The 23,187-nt window shown below is 57.4% G+C and carries 11 protein-coding genes; 9 read left to right on the forward strand and 2 right to left on the reverse strand.

Annotation, left to right across the window (positions count from 1 at the left end; genetic code table 11):
• Positions 1–162: 162 nt before the first annotated feature.
• The 5 genes from nsrR (at position 163) to ABIE29_RS00375 (ending at position 8,634) form a co-directional block, all read left to right on the forward strand.
• The gene (gene nsrR, locus ABIE29_RS00355; protein WP_025122303.1) at positions 163–588 is read left to right on the forward strand and encodes a nitric oxide-sensing transcriptional repressor NsrR; all 426 of its coding nucleotides are present in this window, start codon (positions 163–165) and stop codon (positions 586–588) included.
• A gap of 59 nt (positions 589–647) precedes the next feature.
• Positions 648–3,167 carry a ribonuclease R gene (rnr, locus tag ABIE29_RS00360; protein WP_429616220.1) on the forward strand — a complete coding sequence of 840 codons (2,520 nt, stop codon included), beginning with the start codon at positions 648–650 and terminating at the stop codon, positions 3,165–3,167.
• 60 nt (positions 3,168–3,227) lie between these two features.
• Positions 3,228–3,959, forward strand: a complete 732-nt coding sequence (rlmB, locus tag ABIE29_RS00365; RefSeq protein ID WP_025122301.1) for a 23S rRNA (guanosine(2251)-2'-O)-methyltransferase RlmB — start codon at positions 3,228–3,230, stop codon at positions 3,957–3,959.
• Positions 3,960–4,082: 123 nt separating this feature from the next.
• Positions 4,083–5,711 (forward strand): isovaleryl-CoA dehydrogenase, encoded by a 1,629-nt coding sequence (locus ABIE29_RS00370; protein WP_429616222.1) that lies wholly within the window; start codon positions 4,083–4,085, stop codon positions 5,709–5,711.
• A 397-nt stretch (positions 5,712–6,108) separates the two neighbouring features.
• On the forward strand, positions 6,109–8,634 hold the full coding sequence (locus ABIE29_RS00375; protein WP_429616223.1) for a filamentous hemagglutinin N-terminal domain-containing protein: 2,526 nt from the start codon (positions 6,109–6,111) through the stop codon (positions 8,632–8,634).
• Between the two features lie 65 nt (positions 8,635–8,699).
• Here ABIE29_RS00375 and bsmA read toward each other — a convergent pair whose 3' ends face one another.
• Positions 8,700–9,008, reverse strand: coding sequence for a biofilm peroxide resistance protein BsmA (gene bsmA / locus ABIE29_RS00380; RefSeq protein WP_429616224.1), 309 nt, complete (start codon positions 9,006–9,008; stop codon positions 8,700–8,702).
• Positions 9,009–9,107: 99 nt separating this feature from the next.
• On the opposite strand from bsmA, the gene yjfP reads away from it, so the two are divergent.
• From yjfP to ABIE29_RS00400, 4 genes are all read left to right on the forward strand, one after another.
• Positions 9,108–9,860 (forward strand): esterase, encoded by a 753-nt coding sequence (yjfP, locus tag ABIE29_RS00385; RefSeq protein ID WP_429616226.1) that lies wholly within the window; start codon positions 9,108–9,110, stop codon positions 9,858–9,860.
• Positions 9,861–10,073: 213 nt separating this feature from the next.
• A complete protein-coding gene (locus tag ABIE29_RS00390; protein ID WP_429616228.1) occupies positions 10,074–11,714 on the forward strand; it encodes a ShlB/FhaC/HecB family hemolysin secretion/activation protein in 1,641 nt (546 codons plus the stop codon).
• 62 nt (positions 11,715–11,776) lie between these two features.
• Positions 11,777–22,501: a hemagglutinin repeat-containing protein gene (locus tag ABIE29_RS00395; protein WP_429616229.1), complete on the forward strand. Its 10,725-nt coding sequence runs from the start codon at positions 11,777–11,779 to the stop codon at positions 22,499–22,501.
• 4 nt (positions 22,502–22,505) lie between these two features.
• Complete coding sequence (locus ABIE29_RS00400; protein WP_429616231.1) at positions 22,506–22,811, forward strand: hypothetical protein; 306 nt, start codon at positions 22,506–22,508, stop codon at positions 22,809–22,811.
• Positions 22,812–22,846: 35 nt separating this feature from the next.
• Here ABIE29_RS00400 and ABIE29_RS00405 read toward each other — a convergent pair whose 3' ends face one another.
• Positions 22,847–22,987 carry a hypothetical protein gene (locus tag ABIE29_RS00405; RefSeq protein WP_429616232.1) on the reverse strand — a complete coding sequence of 47 codons (141 nt, stop codon included), beginning with the start codon at positions 22,985–22,987 and terminating at the stop codon, positions 22,847–22,849.
• Between the last annotated feature and the right edge of the window lie 200 nt (positions 22,988–23,187).

The raw sequence follows: 23,187 nt of genomic DNA on the forward strand, positions 1-23,187 counted from the left end.
GTATCCTTCCCGATGGCGTTTTCACCTCACAAAATCCTTTCGTTGCTCCGGTTGAGAGTCAGCTATGTACTAAATAATTAGCTGCGAACTCTCTGGCTGGTTTATCATCCAATAAGATAGTAAAGAAAATCGCCGAAAATCGGCGGATACCCAGAGGTAAACGTGCAGTTAACAAGTTTTACTGACTATGGCCTACGGGCATTGATCTATATGGCATCATTGCCTGCGGACAAAATGACCAGCATCTCTGAGGTTACGGAGGTGTACGGGGTTTCCCGTAACCATATGGTAAAAATTATCAATCAGCTGAGCCGTGAAGGCTTTGTGACCGCCGTGCGGGGTAAAAACGGCGGTATACGTTTGGGTAAACCGGCTGAGAGCATCCGTATTGGCGACGTGGTGCGGGCGCTGGAGCCGCTTTCGTTGGTTAACTGCAGCGGCGATTTTTGTCATATCACCCCAGCCTGCCGTTTGAAGCAAGTGCTCCAGCAGGCGGTAAAGAATTTCCTTGAGGAGCTGGATAGTCACACATTGGCCGACATGGTCGAAGACAATCCACCGCTCTACAAGCTTTTGCTTGTCGAATAAAGCGTTACTGAGAAGACAAGGCTCAGCGACACCCTGCTGATGACAACGGAGGAACCTCAATGTCACAAGATCCATTCCTGGAACGAGAAGCAGAAAAATATGAATCCCCAATTCCTAGCCGCGAATTTATCCTGGCCCATTTGGCGAAACGTGAAACGCCGGCCAGCCGCGAAGAGTTGGGCAATGAACTGAACTTATCCGGCGAAGAAGCGCTGGAAGCCCTGCGCCGTCGTCTGCGTGCGATGGAGCGTGATGGTCAGTTGGTCTTTACCCGCCGCCAGTGCTATGCCTTGCCGGAGCGTCTGGACCTGCTGCGCGGCACGGTGATCGGCCACCGCGATGGCTTCGGCTTCTTGCGGGTTGAAGGGCGTAAAGACGACCTTTATCTCTCCGCCGAGCAAATGAAAATGGCCATCCACGGCGATGTGGTGTTGGCTCAACCGCTGGGCGAAGATCGCAAAGGCCGCCGCGAAGCGCGTATCGTGCGCGTACTGGTGCCGAAAACCAGCCAGATTGTTGGCCGCTACTTCACCGATGCCGGTACCGGCTTCGTGGTACCGGACGACGGCCGCCTGAGCTTCGATATTCTGATCCCTGCCGATTCGGTCAGTGGGGCGCGGATGGGCTTTATGGTGGTGGTCGAGCTGACTCAGCGCCCAACGCGCCGCACCAAAGCCGTGGGCAAGATCGTCGAGATCCTGGGCGATAAAATGGGTACCAGCATGGCGGTGGATATCGCATTGCGTACCCATGAGATCCCGCATACCTGGCCACCTCAGGTGGAGAAGCAGGTTGCCGACCTCAGTGAGCAGGTGCCGGAAGCCGCCAAGAAAGGGCGTGTGGATCTGCGTCACCTGCCGCTGGTCACCATTGATGGCGAAGATGCCCGCGATTTCGATGATGCCGTGTACTGCGAGAAGAAACGCGGTGGCGGCTGGCGCCTGTGGGTCGCGATTGCCGATGTCAGCTACTATGTACGTCCTCGCACGGCGTTGGATGACGAAGCCCGTAGCCGTGGCACCTCGGTCTACTTCCCGTCGGAAGTGGTGCCAATGCTGCCGGAAGTGCTTTCTAACGGCCTGTGCTCGCTCAACCCGCAGGTCGACCGCCTGTGTATGGTGAGTGAGATGACCATCTCCGCATCGGGCCGTCTGTCTTCGTTTAAATTCTACGAAGCGGTAATGAGCTCCCATGCGCGCTTAACCTACACCAAGGTCTGGCATATTCTGCAGGGCGATCAGGAGCTGCGTGAGCAGTATCATCCGCTGGTTAAACATCTGCAGGAGCTGCATGCGCTGTATAAAGTGCTGGATCAGGCTCGTGCCGAACGCGGTGGTATCGCCTTCGAAACCGAAGAAGCCAAGTTTATCTTCAACGCCGAGCGCCGTATCGAGCGCGTTGAGCCAACGGTACGTAATGACGCGCACAAGCTGATCGAAGAGTGCATGATCATGGCGAACGTTGCAGCGGCACGCTTTGTTGAGAAGCATAACGAACCTGCGCTGTTCCGTGTGCACGATCGCCCAAGCGACGATCACATCTCTGCATTGCGCAGCGTGTTGAGTGAGCTGGGCCTGACCCTGGGCGGCGGCCTGAAGCCACAGCCGAAAGATTACGCCACCTTGATGGACGAAGTGTCAGAGCGCCCGGACCGTGAAATGCTGCAAACCATGTTGCTGCGTTCGATGAAACAGGCGATCTACGATCCGGAAAACCGTGGTCACTTCGGCCTGGCGCTGGCTTCTTATGGCCACTTTACTTCACCGATCCGCCGTTACCCTGATCTGTCGCTGCACCGTGCCATCAAGTACGTATTGGCGAAGGAGCAAGGCGAACAGAAAGAGCGCTGGACGCCAACCGGTGGCTGGCACAGCGATCTGGAAGAGATGCTGCAACTGGGTATGCACTGTTCGATGACCGAGCGCCGTGCCGATGAAGCCACGCGTAACGTGGCGGACTGGTTGAAGTGCGACTTTATGCAGGATCACGTCGGCGAAGTGTTTAGCGGCGTTATTGCCAGCGTCACCGGTTTTGGTTTCTTCGTCCGTCTGAGCGATCTGTTTATCGATGGGTTGGTACACGTGTCCACGCTGGATAACGATTACTATCGTTTTGATAATATCGGCCAGCGTCTGATCGGTGAATCTTCCGGCATGGTCTATCGCCTGGGGGATACGGTGGAGATCCGCGTTGAGGCCGTGCATATGGACGAACGCAAGATCGACTTCGCCCTGGTTTCCAGCACCCGCAAACCGCGTGGTGAAGGTAAAACCGAGCGCGAACGCGCCAAGAATGGCGGCCAGCGTACGCTGCGCGACGGTGCCGGAGCGGGCCGTAGTCAGGCTCAACGCAAACGCCGTGGCGGCAAGACGCCTGCCAACTTTGAGCCAGACAGTGCCTTCCGTAAAAAAGATGGGGCCAAGGCCAAACCCGCAGACAAGGTGAAGCCAGATCCGAAGGCGAAAGCGAAAACCGATCCGAAGGCGAAAGCCAAAAAAGCGTCTGATAAAACCAAAAAGATAGCGGCCGCGACCAAAGCCAAGCGTGCCAGCAAGAAGAAAGGTGCCGAGCAGGGTTAACCTGCCGCACGTTATTATCCCCGGCCGGGTTATCCCGGCCGCACTAGTTAAAAGAGCATCATGAGCGAAATTATCTACGGTATTCACGCTGTCAAAGCCCTGCTAGACAACGATCCACAACGTTTCCTGGAAGTGTTTATTCTCAAGGGGCGTGACGATCGCCGCTTACAGCCTTTGATTGCCGAGCTGGAAGCGACCGGTATTGTGATCCAGGTGGCTAACCGCCAATGGCTGGATGAGAAGGTCGAAGGGGCCGTCCACCAGGGCATTATTGCGCGGGTGCGTGAAGGGCGGAAATATCAGGAGAACGATCTGCCTGGGCTGCTGGAAAGCGTTGAAACGCCGTTCCTGCTGGTGCTGGACGGCGTTACCGATCCCCATAACCTGGGAGCCTGCCTGCGTAGTGCCGATGCTGCCGGTGTCCATGCGGTGATCGTCCCACGCGATCGCTCAGCTCAACTGAACGCAACGGCGAAGAAAGTGGCCTGCGGTGCGGCCGAGAATGTCCCACTGATCACCGTCACCAACCTGGCCCGTACCCTGCGTTTGCTGCAAGAGATGAACGTCTGGATCGTGGGCACGGCGGGTGAAGCCGACCACACGCTGTATCAAAGCAAAATGACCGGCCCGATGGCGCTGGTGATGGGCGCGGAAGGTGAAGGTATGCGCCGTCTGACCCGTGAACATTGCGATGAACTGATCAGCATTCCGATGGCCGGTACGGTTTCCTCGCTGAACGTCTCGGTAGCGACCGGTGTCTGTCTATTTGAAGCGGTGCGTCAGCGCAGCTGATGATTTAATAGGGGTGAAATCTGTCACCCCTACCCCTAATCTCCCATCTTGTGATCCCGCCAGCGGCAGAAATCCAGCTAATGACCATAATTACCCCTGAAGCGTTAATCAGGGAGCAATCTCATGGTCTGGACTACGCATACCGTCTTTAACCAACCCAAGCCCTTGGGGAACAGCAACCTTTTCCTGTCCGATACGCCGTTGCGTGAAGCGTTGCAGCGCGAGTTGGCGGGTTGGGATAGCGATGTTCTAGCCTCGCTTGGGCAGCAGTTAGGCACGCAGGAGTCATTGGAGTTGGGGCGGCTGGCCAATACCAACCCACCGGAGTTGTTGCGCTATGACGCTACCGGGCAACGCCTGGACGACGTGCGCTTTCATCCAGCCTGGCACATCCTGATGCAGGGGCTGGTCGCTAACCGGGTGCATAACCTGCCATGGCAGGAAGATGCCCGTATTGGCTCCTTGGTGGCCCGTGCCGCCCGCTTTGTATTGCACGCTCAGGTGGAGGCTGGCACGCTGTGCCCAATCACCATGACCTTTGGCGCTATTCCACTGCTACAGCGTTCCCTGCCAAAAGAGTATCAATGCTGGCTATCCCCGTTACTTTCCGATCGTTATGACCCTCATCTGCTGCCCGGTGCGCAAAAGCGCGGACTGTTGATCGGCATGGGGATGACGGAAAAGCAGGGCGGATCGGACGTGCTGAGCAATACCACCACCGCCATGCCGCTCGCCAGCCGGGGTAATGGCGAGGTCTATCGCCTGGTGGGTCACAAATGGTTTTTCTCAGTGCCGCAAAGCGATGCTCATCTGCTATTGGCACAGGCTGAGGGAGGGCTTTCCTGCTTCTTCCTGCCGCGGCTCCTGCCTGATGGTACGCGCAATGCTATCCGTCTGGAGCGTCTTAAAGACAAGCTGGGCAACCGTTCCAATGCCAGTAGCGAGGCCGAGTTTCAGGACGCCACGGCCTGGTTGTTGGGCGATGAAGGGGATGGCGTCAGGCAAATCCTTAAAATGGGGGGAATGACGCGATTCGATTGCGCTTTGGGTAGCCATGGGCTGATGCGCCGTGGCCTTTCGGTGGCGCTGTACCATGCCCTGCAACGGCAGGCGTTTGGTAAATGCCTTATTGAACAGCCATTGATGCGGCAGGTGTTGGCCCGTATGGCGTTACGGCTTGAAGGGCATACCGCTTTACTGTTCCGTTTGGCGCGAGCCTGGGAAAGCCGGGGGGATGAAGGCGAAGTGGTCTACAGCCGCTTACTGACCCCGGCGGCAAAATACAGTATCTGTCATCAAGGCGCGGCATTTATCGGGGAAGCCATGGAAGTGCTGGGAGGGATCGGCTATTGCGAAGACAGTGAACTGCCGCGTCTGTATCGTGAAGCACCGGTAAACAGCATTTGGGAAGGGTCAGGTAATATCATGTGCCTGGATGTGATGCGCAGCCTGCATAAGTTGCCTGGTGCTTTGGAGCTGCTACAGCAGGAACTGTTGCCGGTGCGCGGACAGCATCGGTTGTTCGATCGCGCCTGGCGGCAATGGCAGCAGCGTATGCGCCAGCCGCGTGAAGAAATGGGGCGCTTGTTAACCCAGCAGTTATTCGATCTGTGCTGTGCCGCCCAACTGCTGCAGCATGCCAGTCCGCCAATTGGAGAAGCCTGGTGCCAATTAACACTGGATTATCGTGGAGATAGAGTGCTGCCCGCCGAGGTGTGCGATACGCTGCTTCAGCGGGCTATGGGGGTCTAAAACAGGAACTCAGTGCTTATAGCCCCGAGGGAAATGCCATCAGATAATATGTTGATGGCATTGGGCGTTTAAATGCCTGCCATTATTTCAACTCGAATGATTAATTATAGAAATATCCTGAATGATATTAATTTCGCGTAAGCGTTAAAGATATATTATGCCTTGGTGCTCAGGATAATTCTTGATTATTTCGTGGATACCACCTATTTTTTTGCTCTATTTGAATAATTGGCTGAGTGCGTAACGGGTTGTATGCTACATTTTAATGTAATGGGGGTTAAGCACAGCTCCCGAATGCCAATCTGCGGTTATTATTTTTTAAGTAATACCTTATTTCTATCGCGGCTTATTTTGGTCAGTCCACTGGCTTTCCGATTGTGTAAAAGGAATTAACAGCATGATATATAGTAATCACTCGTCCACGACCGATTTGTCGACGCGTAAAGAAAAGAACAATGCATCTTTGCGAATGAATCTTTCGCCACTCTACTTTGCCGGGCTGTTGGCTTTTGGCTGCGTCTCTGTGGCTAATGCGGCTATTGTTGCCGATGCCGGGCAGGCATCTAGCCCTGCAGTTAATGCCGGGGCGAATGGGTCGACCGTGGTAAATATCAACGCCGCGGGCAAAGGAGGTGTTTCACATAATATCTTCAACCAGTTCAACGTTGATAAAAACGGTGTTGTGTTGAATAACAGCGTTGACGGGGCGAATAGCCAACTGGCGGGGAGCCTCGCGGGTAATGCGAATTTAAGCGGCGGGGCAGCCTCGGTGATCCTTAATGAGGTCAACTCTAATCGGGCCAGCGTGTTAAATGGCATGGTGGAAGTAGCAGGCCAGCAGGCTCAGGTGATTATTGCCAACCCGGCAGGTATTACCTGTAGCGGTTGCGGCTTTATTAATGCCGGCAGAGCAACGCTGACCACCGGTACTGCCCAGCTTGCCGATGGCGCTATACAGGGATATAAAACGGAGAAGGGCACCATTGTTATTAATGGCGATGGCCTAAAAAGCGGCGACAGTAATTATACCGATCTGATTGCTCGCTCGGTGGCGATTAATGCCGGTGTCTGGGCCAAGGATTTAAAAGTGACCACTGGCCGTAATAACGTCAATGCGGATAATACCCAAGCGACTGCGCTGGCATCGGCGTTGGGCAGACCTCGCTTCGGGATTGACGTTGCTGCTTTGGGCGGGATGTATGCCGGCAAGATCACCCTGGTGGGTACAGAAAGAGGAGTGGGCGTTCGTAATGCCGGTACCGTCGCGGCTTTGACCTCAGACCTGGTGATGGATGTTAATGGTGTGCTGGAAAACCGTTCAGGGAACTTATTTGCCGAACGTGCCAACAAATTGAACACCGCAGGCACTATTGATAATACCAACGGGCAAATCACCAGCAACGGTGGTGTCATCATCAATACCAATAAAAACCGCCTTACCAATACCAACGGGAAAATTGAATCCATCGGCTCTGTGAGCATCAATAGCGGGCAACTGAACAACACTAACGGTATGGTGCAAGCCATTGCACAGGTCACTATCGATACCAATGGGCAGTTGCTGACCAATACTGGCCGCAATAAAGAAACCGGCATACACAGCGCCATGGGGATGACCCTGAAAACGGGTCAATTGAACAATAACAATGGCGTGATCACCACCAGTGGTAACGCCACTATCGTCAGCGGTGCGCTGGATAACCGTAATGGGCAAATTTTTGCCATTGGTTCTTCGTTGTCCGATCTGTCGATGGCCGTTGGCGGCACGCTTGATAACCGTGGCGGCGAAATAGCGGCTCAACGTCACGTCAATCTGTCTACCAGCGGTACGTTGAACAATACCGCTAACGGCAAAATGAGTGCGGGTAACGATTTTAAGCTGGCTACAAACAAAACTGCGCTCAATAACACCAACGGTTTGATTGAAGCTGCTGGGACGTTGGACATCAACAGTGGTCTACTGACCAATAGAACCGGTAGTCTGCAAGCGAACAAGATGCTGAACGTAAACACCAACGGCAGTAACCTGCTCAACGGGAGTGGCCAGATCTCTTCAATGGGGGGTGTCAACCTCACTAATATCAACGCTATGGACAACCGGGATGGCAATGTTAGCGGTGATAAACTGTTGCTGCAAGCAAACAGCCTGGATAACCGCACGGGTGGGTTAACCACGGAAAAGGGCAATGACATTAGCATCAAAAATGCCCTTAATAACAACTATGGCGTGATCCGTAGCGTGACGGGGCGTACGGAGGTGAACGCCAGCTCGGTCAACAACAATGCGGGCATGTTGTGGGGCGGGGAAGTTTATGTGCAAACCGACACATTGCGCAATGATCAGGGTCTGATTTTTGCCAAGAATACGGCAGAAATAACGGCGGCGACTCTCTATAACCGTAATAGTGCGAATTTTGGTCGGGTGATGGGGGTGTATATCGAGATGCCGGAAGATACCTGGGGTGGCATTGTCAGCGCGGGCGATCTGAGCTTGACTGGTAATCGGTTGTACAGCAGCCAGGGTCTGATTGCTGCCAGCGGCGGCAACCTGGATATGAAGTATACTGGCAACGTGGATAACAACCGCGGCACCATTTCAAGTGTGGCTCATCTGTCGCTGCTGGCGAACCGGTTGGAAAATGGCAATGGCGCGATCCATTCAACAGGTAGCATTAGCGTAGAACTGGCTTCAGCCTTTAACAACAGCGGTGTAGTCCACGGTAGTGAAGGGTTGGATATGCGCGTCAGCGGGGCGTTGACCAACGGTGGTCTATTATCGTCCGACAAGGTCACTACGATCAACAGCCAGAATTTAACCAACCGGAGTGGCGCGATAATCACCGGCCTGGACGGTGTGAAACTGAACCTGACGGGGAGATACACCAATAACGGTGAAGTAAATGGGCCGGTAATCAAAGAGTAATTGCGGACCCCCTATCACGGGTGCCTATTCAGGCACCCGTTTTTACTTCTACCTCAGAACCAGCGTTACCGATAAAGTATCGCCTGTGAATACCACTGGCCAGGCACGATGGTTTCGCTGTTCATGATGATCATGTAATAGCGTGCCCCGCTAGCGTCAGCTTTGCGCTGGATCTCGGCTTCCACGTTCATCGGGCTGCCATGCACCAGTGCGCTGATCGTTCCCATCTTCTCCAACTCGGTGGTTTGGGCGCGGGTGATCTCTTGTGCCTGGGCGGTAGGCGGTGGTGGGGGTTTGGGCGTGGTTTTAAATACGCTGCAGCCGGATAGTAAACCAACCAGCAATAGGGTGATCAACGTACGGGAAAGATTCATGCTGGCCTCATTACTGTTTCGCATAGAGTAGAACGGGTTGAACTACGGTTTCGGGCCGATGTTTGTCATCATAGAGAAGATTGGCTACAGGGGGAACACATGATCGAGATCCATGATGAGCGGGTGGGTGACGTTGCGGTGATCCATGCGGTGCCGGTCGGGCGCTATGAGCAGTCGTTACCCACGATCTTCTTCTATCACGGTTATACCTCATCGAAAGAGGTGTACGCCTATTTTGCCTATGCGCTGGCCAAAGCCGGTTTCCGGGTGGTGCTGCCCGATTGTGCGATGCACGGTGAGCGGTTTGATGGTGATGAAGCACGACGGTTGGCGCATTTCTGGGAAATCCTCAAAAGTAACGTCGATGAATTGCCCGCGCTCAAGATGCACTATGAGCAGCGTGGGTTGATTGCCGGGGATCGCATTGGCGTGGCGGGCGCTTCGATGGGGGGCATGACCACTTTGGGTGCCTTTATCCGTTATCCTTGGGTGAAAGCAGCCGCCAGCCTGATGGGGTCAGGCTACTTCACTTCACTGGCGCAGACGTTGTATCCGCCATTGGATGCGCAGGGCCAACCGTTGGAGCAGTCCGCGCTCAAGGCACGTCTTGCGCCCTTGGCCGCTTATGAGGTTGAACATCATTGGGAGAGTTTTGCTGGGCGGCCACTGCTGTTATGGCATGGTGAAACCGATGATGTGGTGCCAGCGGAGCAGAGTGAGCGCTTGGCCGGTGAGTTACGTCAGCGCGGCCTGGATCGGAGGTTGACCTACCTCACTGAAGCGGAAGTACGCCATCGCATTACTCCTGGCGCGTTGAACGCTACCGCCGCTTTCTTCCAGGATTCACTGTAAAAAGCCCCCGAGGGAGGGGGCAAGGTATGGCTGTTAATGTTATAAAATTTGCTTGCGTTTGAGCTTTTGAGTGGATAATGTTACAAAAGTTACATTTTTTTTACTTTCTGAAAATGGATTTTCATGAAAAAGACTTTTCTCCCGCACGGGTGTCTGTTAAAAGCAGTAGCGCCTGTTTTCGCCGGTTTTTTGTTAGTCGGCGCTTTTCCGATTATGGCTGCCACATCATCCGATGCCCCCGAAAAGGCGGCTTCCGCCCTTGATGCCCGCGAACAGCAGCGACAGCAGGAGCGTGAACGCGCCCTGCAAAGCCAAAATGCCCCGCAGGCCGACGCGCGTCTTTCTCGTCCCGAGGTTGCGCTGCCCGATTACCCCACTGATGAACGCCCCTGTTTCACCATCAACCGGCTAACTCTGGTTGGGGAGTCGACCGAGCGCTTCCAGTGGGCGCTGGATGCCGCTGCGGATGCCAAAGGCCGCTGCCTGGGCGGCCAGGGTATCGTGCTTGCCATCAACAAGGTGCAAAACGCCCTGCTGGCCAAGGGCTATGTCACGACGCGGGTGATGGCACAGGAGCAGGATCTGACCCAGGGCATACTGACGCTCACGCTGCAACCCGGGCGTATTGGCGAGATCCGTTTTGATGAACCGGTCTCCTGGCGTGGACGGCTGTGGAATGCCATCCCTGCCTCACGCGGGGATATTCTTAATCTGCGCGATATCGAGCAGGGGTTGGAAAACTTCAGGCGAGTCCCCAGCGCCGTTGCCGACATTAAAATCGTGCCCGGTGCGCAGGAAGCCACCAGTGACCTGCAGATCAACTGGCACGAGGGGCGACCGGTGCGCCTCAGTCTGGGTTTGGATGACAGCGGTTCAAAAAGTACCGGGCGTTATCTCGGTTCGGCCACCCTGGCCCTGGATGCCCCCTTTGCGCAGAATGACCTGTTCTATGCCAACATCGGCAAGGATCTGTTTCAGCACGGACCGTTCGGCAACCGTTCACATACCCTGAACTACTTTTTCCCGGTGGGATACTGGGCTTTTTCGGCCAACTACAACGACTACACCTACCATCAGAATATCCCCAATGCCAACGAGGTGCTGAGTTACAGTGGCAAGAGCGACAATATCCAGTTGACCGTCTCCCGCTTGTTGTACCGTGACCAGTCGCACAAGACCACGCTCAACCTGCGCGGCTACCGTAAGCACTCCACCAACGCCGTGGACGGCATTGATATCGTGTCGCAAAAACGGCGCATTGCCGGCTGGGAGGTGGGGCTAAATCAGCGCAGCTACTTCGGTACCACCACGTTGGATGCCAATATCAACTGGCGTCGCGGTACCGGCGCGTTCAATGCCCTGCCGGCCCCGGAAGAGTCCCGTCATGAGGGCAGTGCGCGAACCGGCATGCTGCTCGGCGATCTGGGCATCAACCAGCCGTTCACCTGGGGCGAGCAACCCTGGCGGGTTTATACCAGCGTGCGGGGCCAGTGGAGCGCGAACGCGCTGACGCCGCAGGAGCGGATGGCCATCGCCGGGCGTTACACGGTGCGCGGCTTTGACGGCGAACAAATGCTGTCTGGCGAAAAAGGCTTGCTCTGGCGTAACGAAATCGCCTGGAATGTCTTTTCTCGCGGGCACGAGCTGTACCTGGCTGCCGACTACGGTCGGGTAGACGGGCCGAGTACCCGCCACCTGGTTGGCCATCAGTTGGCGGGCAGTGCGCTCGGTGTACGCGGCGCACTGTGGGGACGATTCAGCTATGACCTGTTTGCCGGTATGCCGCTTTACAAGCCTGCGGGGTTCCACACTTCGGGAGCCACCGCGGGTTTCAGCGTGAACCTGGAAATCTGAATATCAACTGTCGCCAGACTGACCGCTTTACTGATACTGACCTGAATACACGGACGTGACCCATGAACAAACATTGCTATCGCCTTATCTTCAGCCGCACCCACGGGGAACTGCGGGTGGTGTCCGAACTGGCCCGCAGTTGCAGTACCGAGCCAGGACAGCGCTGCGGCTCGGGGATAACGGACGGGAACCGTGTATGGGTGACCGTCCGTCGTGCCGTGTGGCTGCTAGGGCTGGCAATGTTTGCCGGGCCGGTGATTGCCGGGGGTATTGTGGCGGACGGTGGGGCTCCCCCTTCCCAACGACCGGAGGTCATTGCCACCCAAAACGGGTTACCCCAGGTCAATATCACCGCGCCCAATCAGGCCGGGGTCTCGCATAATCAGTATCAGCAGTTCGACGTCGATGCCAAAGGTGCCATCCTCAACAATTCGGCCGTGATGACGTCGACCCAAATGGCCGGGATGATCCAGGGCAACCCTAACCTCAATCCCAATGCGGCACCGGCTCGCGTCATCCTGAACGAAGTCAATAGCAATAACCCCAGTCAGCTGCGGGGCTTTATGGAAGTGGCTGGCGGCAAGGCACAGGTGATTGTGGCCAACCCGGCCGGGATTGTGTGCGATGGCTGCGGCACCATCAATGCCGGACGTATGACGCTGACCACTGGCAAGGCACAGCTGAATGCCGATGGCAGTGTGGCGGGCTACCAAGTTGAGCGCGGCGTGGTGCGTATAGACGGTGGCGGACTCAACGGCGATGCCCGTCATGATACCGAATACGTTGATATTCTGGCGCGCGCGGTGGAAGTCAACGCTGGAGTCTGGGCCAAAGAAGGGGTGACAGTGGTGGCCGGCCGCAATCGCGTGAGTGCGGACGGTAAAACAGTGACGCCGCTTGAGGATGACGGCAGCGCCAAACCAGTGCTTGCCATCGATATGGGCCAGATGGGCGGCATGTACAGCGGCAGTATCCGTATGATAGGGACCGAGGCTGGCGTCGGTGTGCGCAACCAAAACGGACAGGTACAGGCTGGCAAGACGCTGACCGTGAGCAGTGAAGGCCGGCTCAGTTGGCAGTCTGATGCACAAGACGCCTCCACACAGGCTGGTGGCGATATCAGCCTGGCGGCGAAAGGCGACATCGAGACGCACGGCAAATTGCACAGCGGCGGTCAGCTTACCGTACAGAGTCGAGAGGGGGTGTTGGCGCAGTCCGGCACCCTGGCGGCGGCCGGGGATGTGCGCCTGAGCGCTGCGCGCGGCATACAGAGCAGCGGCCACCTGCTGGCGGGCAGCGATGTCAACAGCCAGGTTGTGCGTGACGCCAGTCTGCACCTTGACAGCCAGGGTGACATTCGTGCCAGCGGCAGCTTGCTGAGCAAAAAGGACGTCAGCGCGACCGGACGCCGGGTGGATATCAGTGGTGCGAAGGTGGCAGCTGGCCGGGCCACGCTGAGAGCCCAGGAAGGGGGTGTGGCACTGCGTCAGTCGACCGTCGACAGCGGCGAGCTTGTCGTGAACACGGGCGGTGATGTGGATGCGCAGCAGGCGCAGGTCAAGGCCGGGCGATGGGAGGTCGATGCCGGTAACCTGTTCAATCAGCAGGCTACCTGGTCACAGACCGGTAGCGGCGAGAGCCGCTTCACGTTGACAGGTGAGCTTGATAACCGCGACGGTGCCATTGAGGCACAGCGCCTGGCGCTGACGGTGGGCCAGCTTGCCAATCAGCGCGGTCGCCTGGTGGCGCTCGATAACGCGGCGCAATACTGGAGGGTTGGCGGCCTGTTCGACAATGCCGGGGGGATGGTAGGCAGTAATGGCGACCTTAGGCTTGACGTCGGCCGTCTCGACAACCAGGACGGCACGGTAAAAACACAGGCGGGGCTGGCGATTCATGCTGGCGGGTCGGTCACCAATGCCGGGGGTAACCTGCTGGCTGGCCAGGCCCTGACGCTTGAGGCGGGCGGTGACCTGAATAATCGGTCAGGTACCCTGAACGCTGGCAACGTGCGACTGGCGGTGCAGCAGTTGGATAATGTGCAGGGGCAGGTCATCAGCCAGGACAACCTCAACCTGACGGCAAGCCGGTTGGACAACCAGCGTGGCCTTATCGGGGCTGGCAAGGCGCTGGATGTGCGTACTGGCGACTGGGATAACCGTGGCGGCACGGCGCAAGGCGAAACATCGGTCACGGCAACGGCGAACGCCGTCAACAACGACGATGGCAAACTGCTATCCGGTCAGCAGTTAGCCCTGAATGCTACGGGCAACACCACCAACCGCGGCGGCGAAATCAGCGCCGCGGTGCTGACAGTGAATACTGACCGTCTCGACAACACGCAGGGCAAGGTCATTGGCCAGCAGCGGCTTGACCTGAATGCCCGTCAGGGGCTGGATAATACGCAGGGTCTGCTGGGTGCCGGTGAGGCACTGACGGTGCGCACCACAGGCGTACTGAATAACCGTCGTGGTACGGTGCAAGGGAAGGGGCAAACGACCCTGGCGGCGCGGGATGTAAACAACGAGGCTGGCAAGATACTGGGGGGGCAACAGTTGACCCTGACCAGCGCGGAAGGCTTGGGTAACCGCGAGGGTGAAATCAGCGGCGAGTCGCTTACGCTGACGGTACAGCAGATGGATAACACTCAGGGGAAAGTGGTTGCCCGACAAAACCTGGGCCTGACAGCGCAACAGGGACTGGTCAACACGGCAGGCTGGTTGGAAGCAGGAAACACCCTCTCCGTGTATACCGACGGTGACTGGGACAACCGCAGTGGTACTACCCAAGGTGGCCATCAGGTGACCGCTACCGCGCATACCCTCGACAATACCGGTGGTCGGCTGCAGTCCGGCGGTGACCTTCGCCTTGACGCTGCGGGCGATATTCTCAACCGAACTGGCAAGCTGACTACTCAACAGGCTCTCAACATCAAGGGCGGTGCTGCCAGCCTGTTTGACAACGACGGCGGGGCGCTGCAAAGCGGTGGTGCCTTGTCTCTGCAGGGCGGGCAACTGACCAACCGCGTATCGGGTGTGGTGCTTGCTGGGCAGGCGCTTTCTCTGAATCTGTCGGGGGGCTGGGACAACCAAAACGGTACCTTGACCGGCAATGGTCGCACACAGGTACGTGCCGCCAGCCTGCGAAATACCCAGGGTACCATTAATGGGCTTGACAGCCTGGACATGCAATTCACCGGCAAACTGGATAACAGTCAGGGCCGTATTTTCAGCAGGCTGTCTCAGCGTTTGCAGGCGCAGGATATTTCCAATGCGCAAGGCTGGATGGGGAGTCAGGGCGGCTGGCAGGCCGTCAGCGGCGGTTTTGACAACGCGGAAGGCAGCGTGCAAAGCCAGCAGGCGATGACGCTTGCGGCAGACTGGCTGGGTAACGCCTGGGGGACACTGCAGTCGGCTCAAAACCTGGTACTGCGCATCAAACAGGGTATCGATAATAGCAATGGCAAGGTCTCGACGCAGGGGCAACTGGTTGCTCAGGGTGCCGACGACGGTGCGCGCGCTGGTCACATAAATAGCGCCAGCGGCCAGTGGCTGGCCGGTGAGTCACTGAATATCGCCGCCCTCAGTTTAGATAATACCCAGGCTGGTCAGTTGTATAGTCAAAAGCAATTGCGGCTAGACCTGAATGGCGGGCTGGATAACCGTGGTGGGAAAATACAGGGCGGTGACGCGCTGACGCTTAACGCACAAACGCTGAACAATGCTGGCGGGACGATAGACGGCCAGCAACAGATGGCACTGCACATTCTTGGCCTGTTGGATAATGCCGGCGGCGCAGTGCGCAGCAATGGCGGGCAGCAGGTGTCAGCGGCCGGTATCGATAACCGTCAGGGCGTGTTCAGCAGCCTCGGTGGCATCACGATGACCACCGCGCAGCTGGATAATGCCGAGGGTACGCTCATCAGTCAGGGCTCGGGTGTCTACCGTATCGACACGCTCAACAACCAGCAGGGCAAGGTGCACAGCGGCGCAGCGCTCACGCTTGATGCTGTGCAGGTGAACAACCAGGGCGGGCAACTGGTGGCGACCCAGGGGATGACACTCAAGGCCGGTGCGCTCGACAACAGCGGCCAAGGCACGCTTAGCAGCCAGGCGGAGCTTGACGTACAGACTGACCACCTGAACAACCGCGATGGCGGCCTGATACTGGGCACTGCCCGTACCAGCATCACCGCCCGCAACATCGATAACACGGCCGGCCGGTTGCAAAGTGCGGACTCCCTTACCTTCACGGATGTCACCACATTGGATAACCGCCAGGGGCGTATCCTGGCTAACGGCAATATCGACATCAACACCGGGCGCTCCCCCACCGACTCGCCGCTGGCATTGCTCAATCAGGGCGGGCGACTGGAGAGTGCCGGCGCCTTGACCCTGAATACACACACTCTGGACAACCAGAACGGTACCCTGCTGGGGTTGCAGGCGCTGACGCTGTCCGCGCAGCAGGACTACACCCGCAATGCAGGTGAAACGGTCAGCAGCAACGGCACGGTGACGTTCTCCCTGAGCGGCGTCTTTAGCAATCTGGTGGACTGGCTGCTGCCAGGCAATCTTATTCTCAATGCGGCCAGCATCACCAACCCGGCCACCCTTGCAGGCAAAACGCTGCAATTGACGACCGGCGCGTTGCAAAACACCGGGCGTATTGAAGCGGACGTCATGACACTCAACGTCGACACCTTGGATAGTGCTGCTGCGCTGATGGGGGATGATATCACCGTGCGCGGACGCGTTATCGACAACCACGGGCAGTCAGCGGTGATGGCGGCAACCCAGAGCCTGATACTGCAGACCGGTGAGCGCCTGACCAATCGGGATGGTGCGCTGCTCTACAGCGGCGACCGCCTGTCACTGTACAGTGATGACCTGATTGAGAACCGGGCAAGCTTTATTGAGGCGGACGGCGACGCCACGGTCGAGGCCCGTCGTCTGAACAACCTGCGCGAAGGGCTGGTGATTGAGCGCGACGCCGAGAAGAGCGACTACAAATGGCACCGCTACAACTATTACTGGCGCTCTTACGGTGAAGACGTCAATACCGATGTCAGCACTATGGCACCGAATACTCAACAACTGACCTTCCGTGATGAGGCGGCCGCTGAGAGCAATCCGTACGGTACATTGCTGAACATTGACGCGGCTGCCAAGCGGGCGGAAGTACGAGTGAAAGACCATACCGGGCAACTGACCAACCTGTGGGTCAACTATCTGGCGCTCAAACCTAACGCCGATGGTAGCTATGCCATGACGTTTTACGACGTACGGGGGTGGAACCAGGACGTTATCCCAACCCCTTATCAAAACTCTTTCCGCCGGGAGCATGATATCGGGCAAGCCGTTGTGTGGGATCCTGAGAAGTTTCTGGATATTGCCTCGGCTCCGTTTGTGAGTGACTACAACAATCTGCGTGAGCGCACGGTGACCGGCACGGTGACCGCAGACAAACTGATCTCCGAAGGCGTTGGGGCTCGTATTCTAGCGGGCGGCAATATGGTGTTGCGTATCACAGGATTGTTGCTCAATGACGCCAGCGTCATCACGACCAACGGTAACCTGACGCAGGACGGCGGTGGTAGTGTGGACAACCGGGGCTATTCGGTCAATGAGCGGCGCCAGGAGTTCATCGTTGACCACTACGACAGGGATGAGTCCCACTGGTATCCGACATTCAACCGAGACGAGACCACGGCTCTGACTACCGTTGACGGTGTTATCACCGGCAACGGCACGGTCACCATCAACGGAGCCAACATCACCAACACCACGGTCAATCAGGCGCAAGTCAGCCAGCTAGAGGCGGCATTAAACGCCGTGGATGCCGAACGCGCCGAACTGGAACGCAACCCGCTGGCCTTCGTGGTGGAGGGGGCAGCCCGACCTGACGGCGACATGACGCTGGCACCGGGCGGACAGATGACGCAACCCGGCACCACGTCGACCTCACCGCTGGGACGCCCACTGTTGCCGTCGGAGCTGGCGTTGACGGCTCTGCAACATCTGGGGAATGTGGCCACCACCATTCCCAATAACGGCCTGTTCAGCCAGCACACGGCGGCTGGCAGCCCGTTCCTGGTAGTGACTGATGAGCGCTTTACCCGCCGCGACAACTTTATCAGCAGCGACTATATGCTCGAGCGCGTAGGGTATGACCCCGCGCAAGCCCATAAGCGCCTGGGAGACGGTTTTTACGAGCAGCGCCTGGTGCGCGAGCAGGTGCTGGCGCTTACCGGCAAACCGTCCGTCAAAGGGTGGGATGCGATGACGCAGTATCAGCAACTGATGAACAACGGCACTAAAGTTGCACAGGACTTCCACCTGGTGCCGGGCGTGGCTTTGACCCCTGAGCAGATTGCCGCGTTGCAACAGGATATCGTTTGGCTGGTCAGCGAAACGGTCGATACCGCCGACGGCCCACAAACGGTGTGGGTACCGAAGGTATACCTGGCGCAGACCACGCTGCGCCTGACCGGTGATGGCGCGGTGATTGGCGGTGGCGACCTGCAACTCTCGGCGGGCAGTATCGTCAATGCCGGCAACCTGTTTGCCGACAAGGCCTTGTCGGTCGACGCCGGGCAGTTCCTGCATCAGGGCGGCGATATCAAGGCTGGCAGCATTGATGTGCAGGCCGACCGCCTGACCCTGAGCACCAATCTGCAGGATGCGCTGCGCCAGGCGACGATGAGTGCCGACGACATCCGTCTCAGTGGTACTGATATTACGCTCACAGGGGCGAAACTCAATGCCACGGACGCTCTCAGCCTGAGCGCGCGCAATGACCTGACCATCACTGCCGCGAAAAGCAGTCATACTGCCGACCTTGAGGTTATCTCGGGCTCTCTGGGTAACCGTACCCGCGGTGGCATGGAAGAGGCCGGCGAGCGGATGGCGCACGTTAGCGGGGAATGGCAGCAAGCACAGGGTAGTGAGCTTAACGCTGGAGGCAACCTCACGCTCAATGCCGGGCGGGACGTCACGCTCGTGGGCAGCCAGGCCAAGGCTTCCGGCAACACCCGTGTGCAGGCCGGAGGCGATATCAACATCAGGGCCGAGACTACCACCAACACCTCTCACCTGGACGCCAACAGCCGTACCTCATCGGTCGGCAACGACCGCCAGGAGGATCGCCTGACGCTCAGCACCCTCGGCGGCGACCAGGGCGTGACTCTGGTGGCGGGTAATCGCCTGTTGGCCGAAGGTGCGCAGGTAGACAGCTCCGAAGGCCGTATTGGCGTCAGCGCGCAGGACGTGACCATTAAGGACGCACGTACCCACACGCTCGACCAGGACAGCGAAGACAAACAGCAGGGTAAGACCCGTAACCACCGCGAAGAGGTAACCGAACGTGAAATCAGTACGGGCAGCACCTTCAGTGGTCAGCAAGGTGTGACGGTCATTGGGCGTGAGGGGGACGTGACGGTCACCGGTAGCACCCTGCACAGCGAACAGGGTGGCATCGCGCTCCAGGCAAAAAACGATGTGACCCTCAATACGGCTACCGAGCGAGAGTCGCGCTACAGTGAAGAACGTTCGGAGAAAAAAGGCTTCCTGAACAAGAGCAGCAACCACACCGTGACCGACGACCGCCTCACGCGTGAGAAAGGTACCCTGCTCAGTGGGGACAGCGTCAGCGTCACTGCAGGCAATGACCTGACGGTAACCGGGTCGGCCATTGCCGCCGACCGGGACGTGACCCTGCAGGCCGGCCATAACGTCGATATAGGTGCAGCCACCGAAACTGAGTCCCACTATCTGCTGGAAGAGAAGAAAAAAAGCGGCCTGCTGGGCAGTGGTGGCATCGGCTTTACGATAGGCAAGCAGTCGAGCAAACATGAAGTCGACGAGAAAGCCACTACCCAAAGCCAGAGCGTCAGTACCGTCGGCAGCAGCCAGGGCAACGTCACTATCACGGCGGGCAACCAGTTGCATATTGGCGGTGCCGACCTCGTTGCAGGCAAGGACCTGAACCTGACCGGCGACAGCGTGACCATCGACCCCGGCTACGACCAGCGCACCCGCACGGAGACCTACGAGCAGAAGCAGAGCGGTCTGAGTGTGGCGCTGTCGGGCAGCGTGGGCAGCGCACTCAACACCGCCGTCAGCTCGGCACAGCAGGCGAGGAAAGAAGGCGATGGGCGCCTCAATGCCCTGCAAAACACCAAGGCGGCGCTGTCCGGTGTGCAGGCCGCGCAGGCCTGGGAGCGGGATAATGCCCTGACCGCCTCGGCGGAGGCGAAAAACGCTGCTGCAGGTTTGAGTGCAGATGACCCAAAAGCCGCGCAAGGCGCTACCAACACAGTGGGCATCAGTGCCTCCTATGGCAGCCAGTCGTCGAAGAGCGAAACCCGCACCGACAGTCGTCAGTCGCAGGGTAGCTCGCTCAACGCCGGGCAAAACCTGTCGATAACCGCGACCGGTAAGAACAATACTGCGCAAAGTGGCGACATCACCATTGCTGGCAGCCAGCTGAAAGCGGGCAAAGATTTGTCGCTTGATGCAGCGCGGGACATTACCCTGCAGTCTGCGCAGAACACCGAAAGTACCGTTGGCAAGAACAGCAGCAAAGGCGGTAACGTCGGCGTGGGTATTGGTGTCGGTTCGGGCGGTTACGGTATCAGCGTCTCGGCCGGGGTCAATACCGGCAAGGGACATGAAAACGGCAACGGCCTGACCCATACCGAAACCACGCTGGATGCAGGCAACCATCTCAGCCTGAGCAGCGGCCGGGATACCACATTGAAAGGTGCACAGGCGAGCGGGGAAAAAATCACTGTTGATGTAGGCCGTGACCTGACGCTCACCAGCCAACAGGACAGCGACCGTTATGACGCCAAACAGCAGAACGTCAGTGCGGGCGGCAGCTTCACCTTCGGTTCGATGACCGGTTCGGCCAACGTGAGCGCCAGTCAGGACAAACTGCACAGCAACTTCGACTCGGTGAAGGAGCAGACCGGGCTGTTTGCGGGCAAAGGCGGGTATGACGTCAAGGTCCAGGAGCATACCCAGCTCGATGGTGCTGTTATCGCAAGCACGGCGGACAAGGAGAAAAACCGTCTCGATACCGGCACCCTGGGCTGGAGTGATATCCACAATCAGGCCGATTACTCGGCCGAGCACAGCGGTGGCAGCCTCAGCACCGGCGGACCGGTGGGCAAGGACCTGCTGACTAACATGGCCGGTGGCATGCTGTCGGGTGCCAACAATAGCGGGCATGCCGAGGGCACGACAAAAGCCGGCGTCAGTGAAGGTACGCTGATAGTCCGGGATACAGACAAGCAACAGCAGGATGTGGCGGAGCTGAATCGAGATACCGACCATGCCAACGACGGCAGCATCAGTCCGATCTTTGATAAAGAGAAGGAACAGAACCGGCTCAAGCAGGCACAGCTTATCGGGGAAATTGGCGGTCAGGCGATGGATGTTATCCGCACTCAAGGAGACATCGCCGGGTTGAAGGCGCAGAAAGATCCGGCTGCACTGGCGCAGGCCCGAGAGCAGTTGGAGATTGATGCGAAAGGCAAACCGGTCAGCGACGCGGACGTGATGCAGCGGGCGTATGACAATGCCATGAAACAGTACGGCACCGGCAGCGACCTGCAGAAAGCGGCACAGGCGGTGACGGGGGCGCTGACGGCACTGGCAGGTAACAACCTGGCCGGGGCGCTGGCCAGTGGCGTGTCACCGTATCTGGCGACGGAAATCAAGAAACTGACCACCAATCCGCTGACCGGCAAGGTGGATGTCGCGGCCAATGCGATGGCACATGCGGTACTGGGTGCGGTGACCGCACAACTTAACCACCAATCGGCGGTAGCCGGTGGGCTAGGGGCTGGTGGGGCGGAACTGGCGGCGCGATTTATCGCAGGCCAGCTGTTCCCGGACAAGAAGCTAGAGCAGTTGAGTGAAAGCGAGAGGCAGCAGGTGAGTGCATTGAGCCAACTGGCGGCAGGACTTGCAGGTGGCCTGTCTACAGGCGATACTGCGGGTGCGGTAACTGCCGCCCAAACGGGCAAAAATGCGGTGGAGAATAACTTGCTGGGTGGTAATGAAGAGACTCAGACCAAGTTCGTGCAGGAGCATGGCAAGAATATTGCGTCTTGCAGCACTGACCCAAGCTCTGCATCCTGCCAAAAAGGGCTGGCGATGAATGATGCGCTGATGGTGGCGCTTCCGGCGGGTCTGGGTGGTGGTTTACTGGCAGCGGCTACACCTGAAATAGCAGCGGCTGCAAAAGCCGCGATACAGGCGTGTGCGGGTAGTGTGGTGTTGTGCCTGAATAATGTCGGTATCCAGATGTCGGAAGCCATTGTGCCGGGCGGTGTTGGCGCTGGCGGTGCGGTAGGTATCGGTAAGACAGCGGCAGAGGCGACGGCGGCAAAAGCTGAAGCTGCGGTGGCCAATACCGCGAAGGAAGTCTGGAAAGGCTCGATCGTTCAGTCCAGGGTCAACCTCAGAAATGGTGATGGTTCGACAGCCTCAGGGCTTGAATACGCCTGGAAGAAACACGGCGGTGAATGGGGAGCTAATAAATCACACTTCACAATGACGAAGGATGAGCTGAAAACGGTCTTGCAGTCAGATACTGTTGTGAAGACACCGGTGCAATACTCACCATCTACTGGTAATTATATTCGTACTGTGGATATGGGGAAAAATATTGGTGTTGATGCAATGAACAACAGTATGCCAACGTCAATTATGACGGTCATCACTGATAAGAAAGGTAATTTGGTTAATACGTTCCCGGGTAAGACGGTGGTGAGGTAACTATATGTTTATTGTTTACTTATGGGATAAAGTTATTGGTGAAAGCATTGCCTCATTGGAAGACTTTCCGGGAAATGAAAGTTTTTTAATCAGGAACGATCACTGTAAATACCCATTGTTATCTGAGTTATCTAACTGTGACATGGAGCTTTTTAGTGATGAGCAACTTGCAGATCTTCGTAAGGAGATTAATAACCTGATGAAAGATGAATCATCAGAGCAAGATGTTCATGATTACCTATTATCTGTGGTTGCACTAATAGATCAGGCTGATCGCGATAATAAGAGTATTTTATTTTCTCCGTTTTAATGAACCACCTCGACCGATGGCCGAGGTGGTTGCTCTCAAATCTTAAATCCCCCATCTTCCCGCCGCCGCAACCGGATCACCCCGGGTGCGGCGGTGATCTCCATCTGTTCCACATCGGTGATCCCGGACTCGATGATCCAGTCGCCGCCGATGATCAACTCACCGTTATCTCGCACCCAGTCCGCCCCGGCGAGCCACCAAGGCAACCTGACCGACGATAAGCGGTCCGTATGCGGATAATCTGCATTATGTCGTGCGCCCCGCGTTGGGCTGTGGGGTGGGGCCGCCGTCCCTGGCGGCGTCGGGTTGGGTGCAAACGCTCGGCCAACCCCACAGTGGAGGTCGGCCCACAGGGCCTCCGCTAAAAGCGTTGATG

This window comes from Serratia sp. 2723, from assembly GCF_050434425.1.
In the GTDB taxonomy this organism is placed as follows: domain Bacteria; phylum Pseudomonadota; class Gammaproteobacteria; order Enterobacterales; family Enterobacteriaceae; genus Chania.

Excerpts from the sequence above, each read along its gene's own strand:
- rnr (WP_429616220.1), top strand. The coding sequence starts at position 648 with ATGTCACAAGATCCATTCCTGGAACGAGAAGCAGAAAAATATGAATCC.
- rlmB (WP_025122301.1), top strand. The coding sequence starts at position 3,228 with ATGAGCGAAATTATCTACGGTATTCACGCTGTCAAAGCCCTGCTAGAC.
- ABIE29_RS00370 (WP_429616222.1), top strand. The coding sequence starts at position 4,083 with ATGGTCTGGACTACGCATACCGTCTTTAACCAACCCAAGCCCTTGGGG.
- ABIE29_RS00375 (WP_429616223.1), top strand. The coding sequence starts at position 6,109 with ATGATATATAGTAATCACTCGTCCACGACCGATTTGTCGACGCGTAAA.
- bsmA (WP_429616224.1), bottom strand. The coding sequence starts at position 9,008 with ATGAATCTTTCCCGTACGTTGATCACCCTATTGCTGGTTGGTTTACTA.
- yjfP (WP_429616226.1), top strand. The coding sequence starts at position 9,108 with ATGATCGAGATCCATGATGAGCGGGTGGGTGACGTTGCGGTGATCCAT.
- ABIE29_RS00390 (WP_429616228.1), top strand. The coding sequence starts at position 10,074 with ATGGCTGCCACATCATCCGATGCCCCCGAAAAGGCGGCTTCCGCCCTT.
- ABIE29_RS00395 (WP_429616229.1), top strand. The coding sequence starts at position 11,777 with ATGAACAAACATTGCTATCGCCTTATCTTCAGCCGCACCCACGGGGAA.
- ABIE29_RS00400 (WP_429616231.1), top strand. The coding sequence starts at position 22,506 with ATGTTTATTGTTTACTTATGGGATAAAGTTATTGGTGAAAGCATTGCC.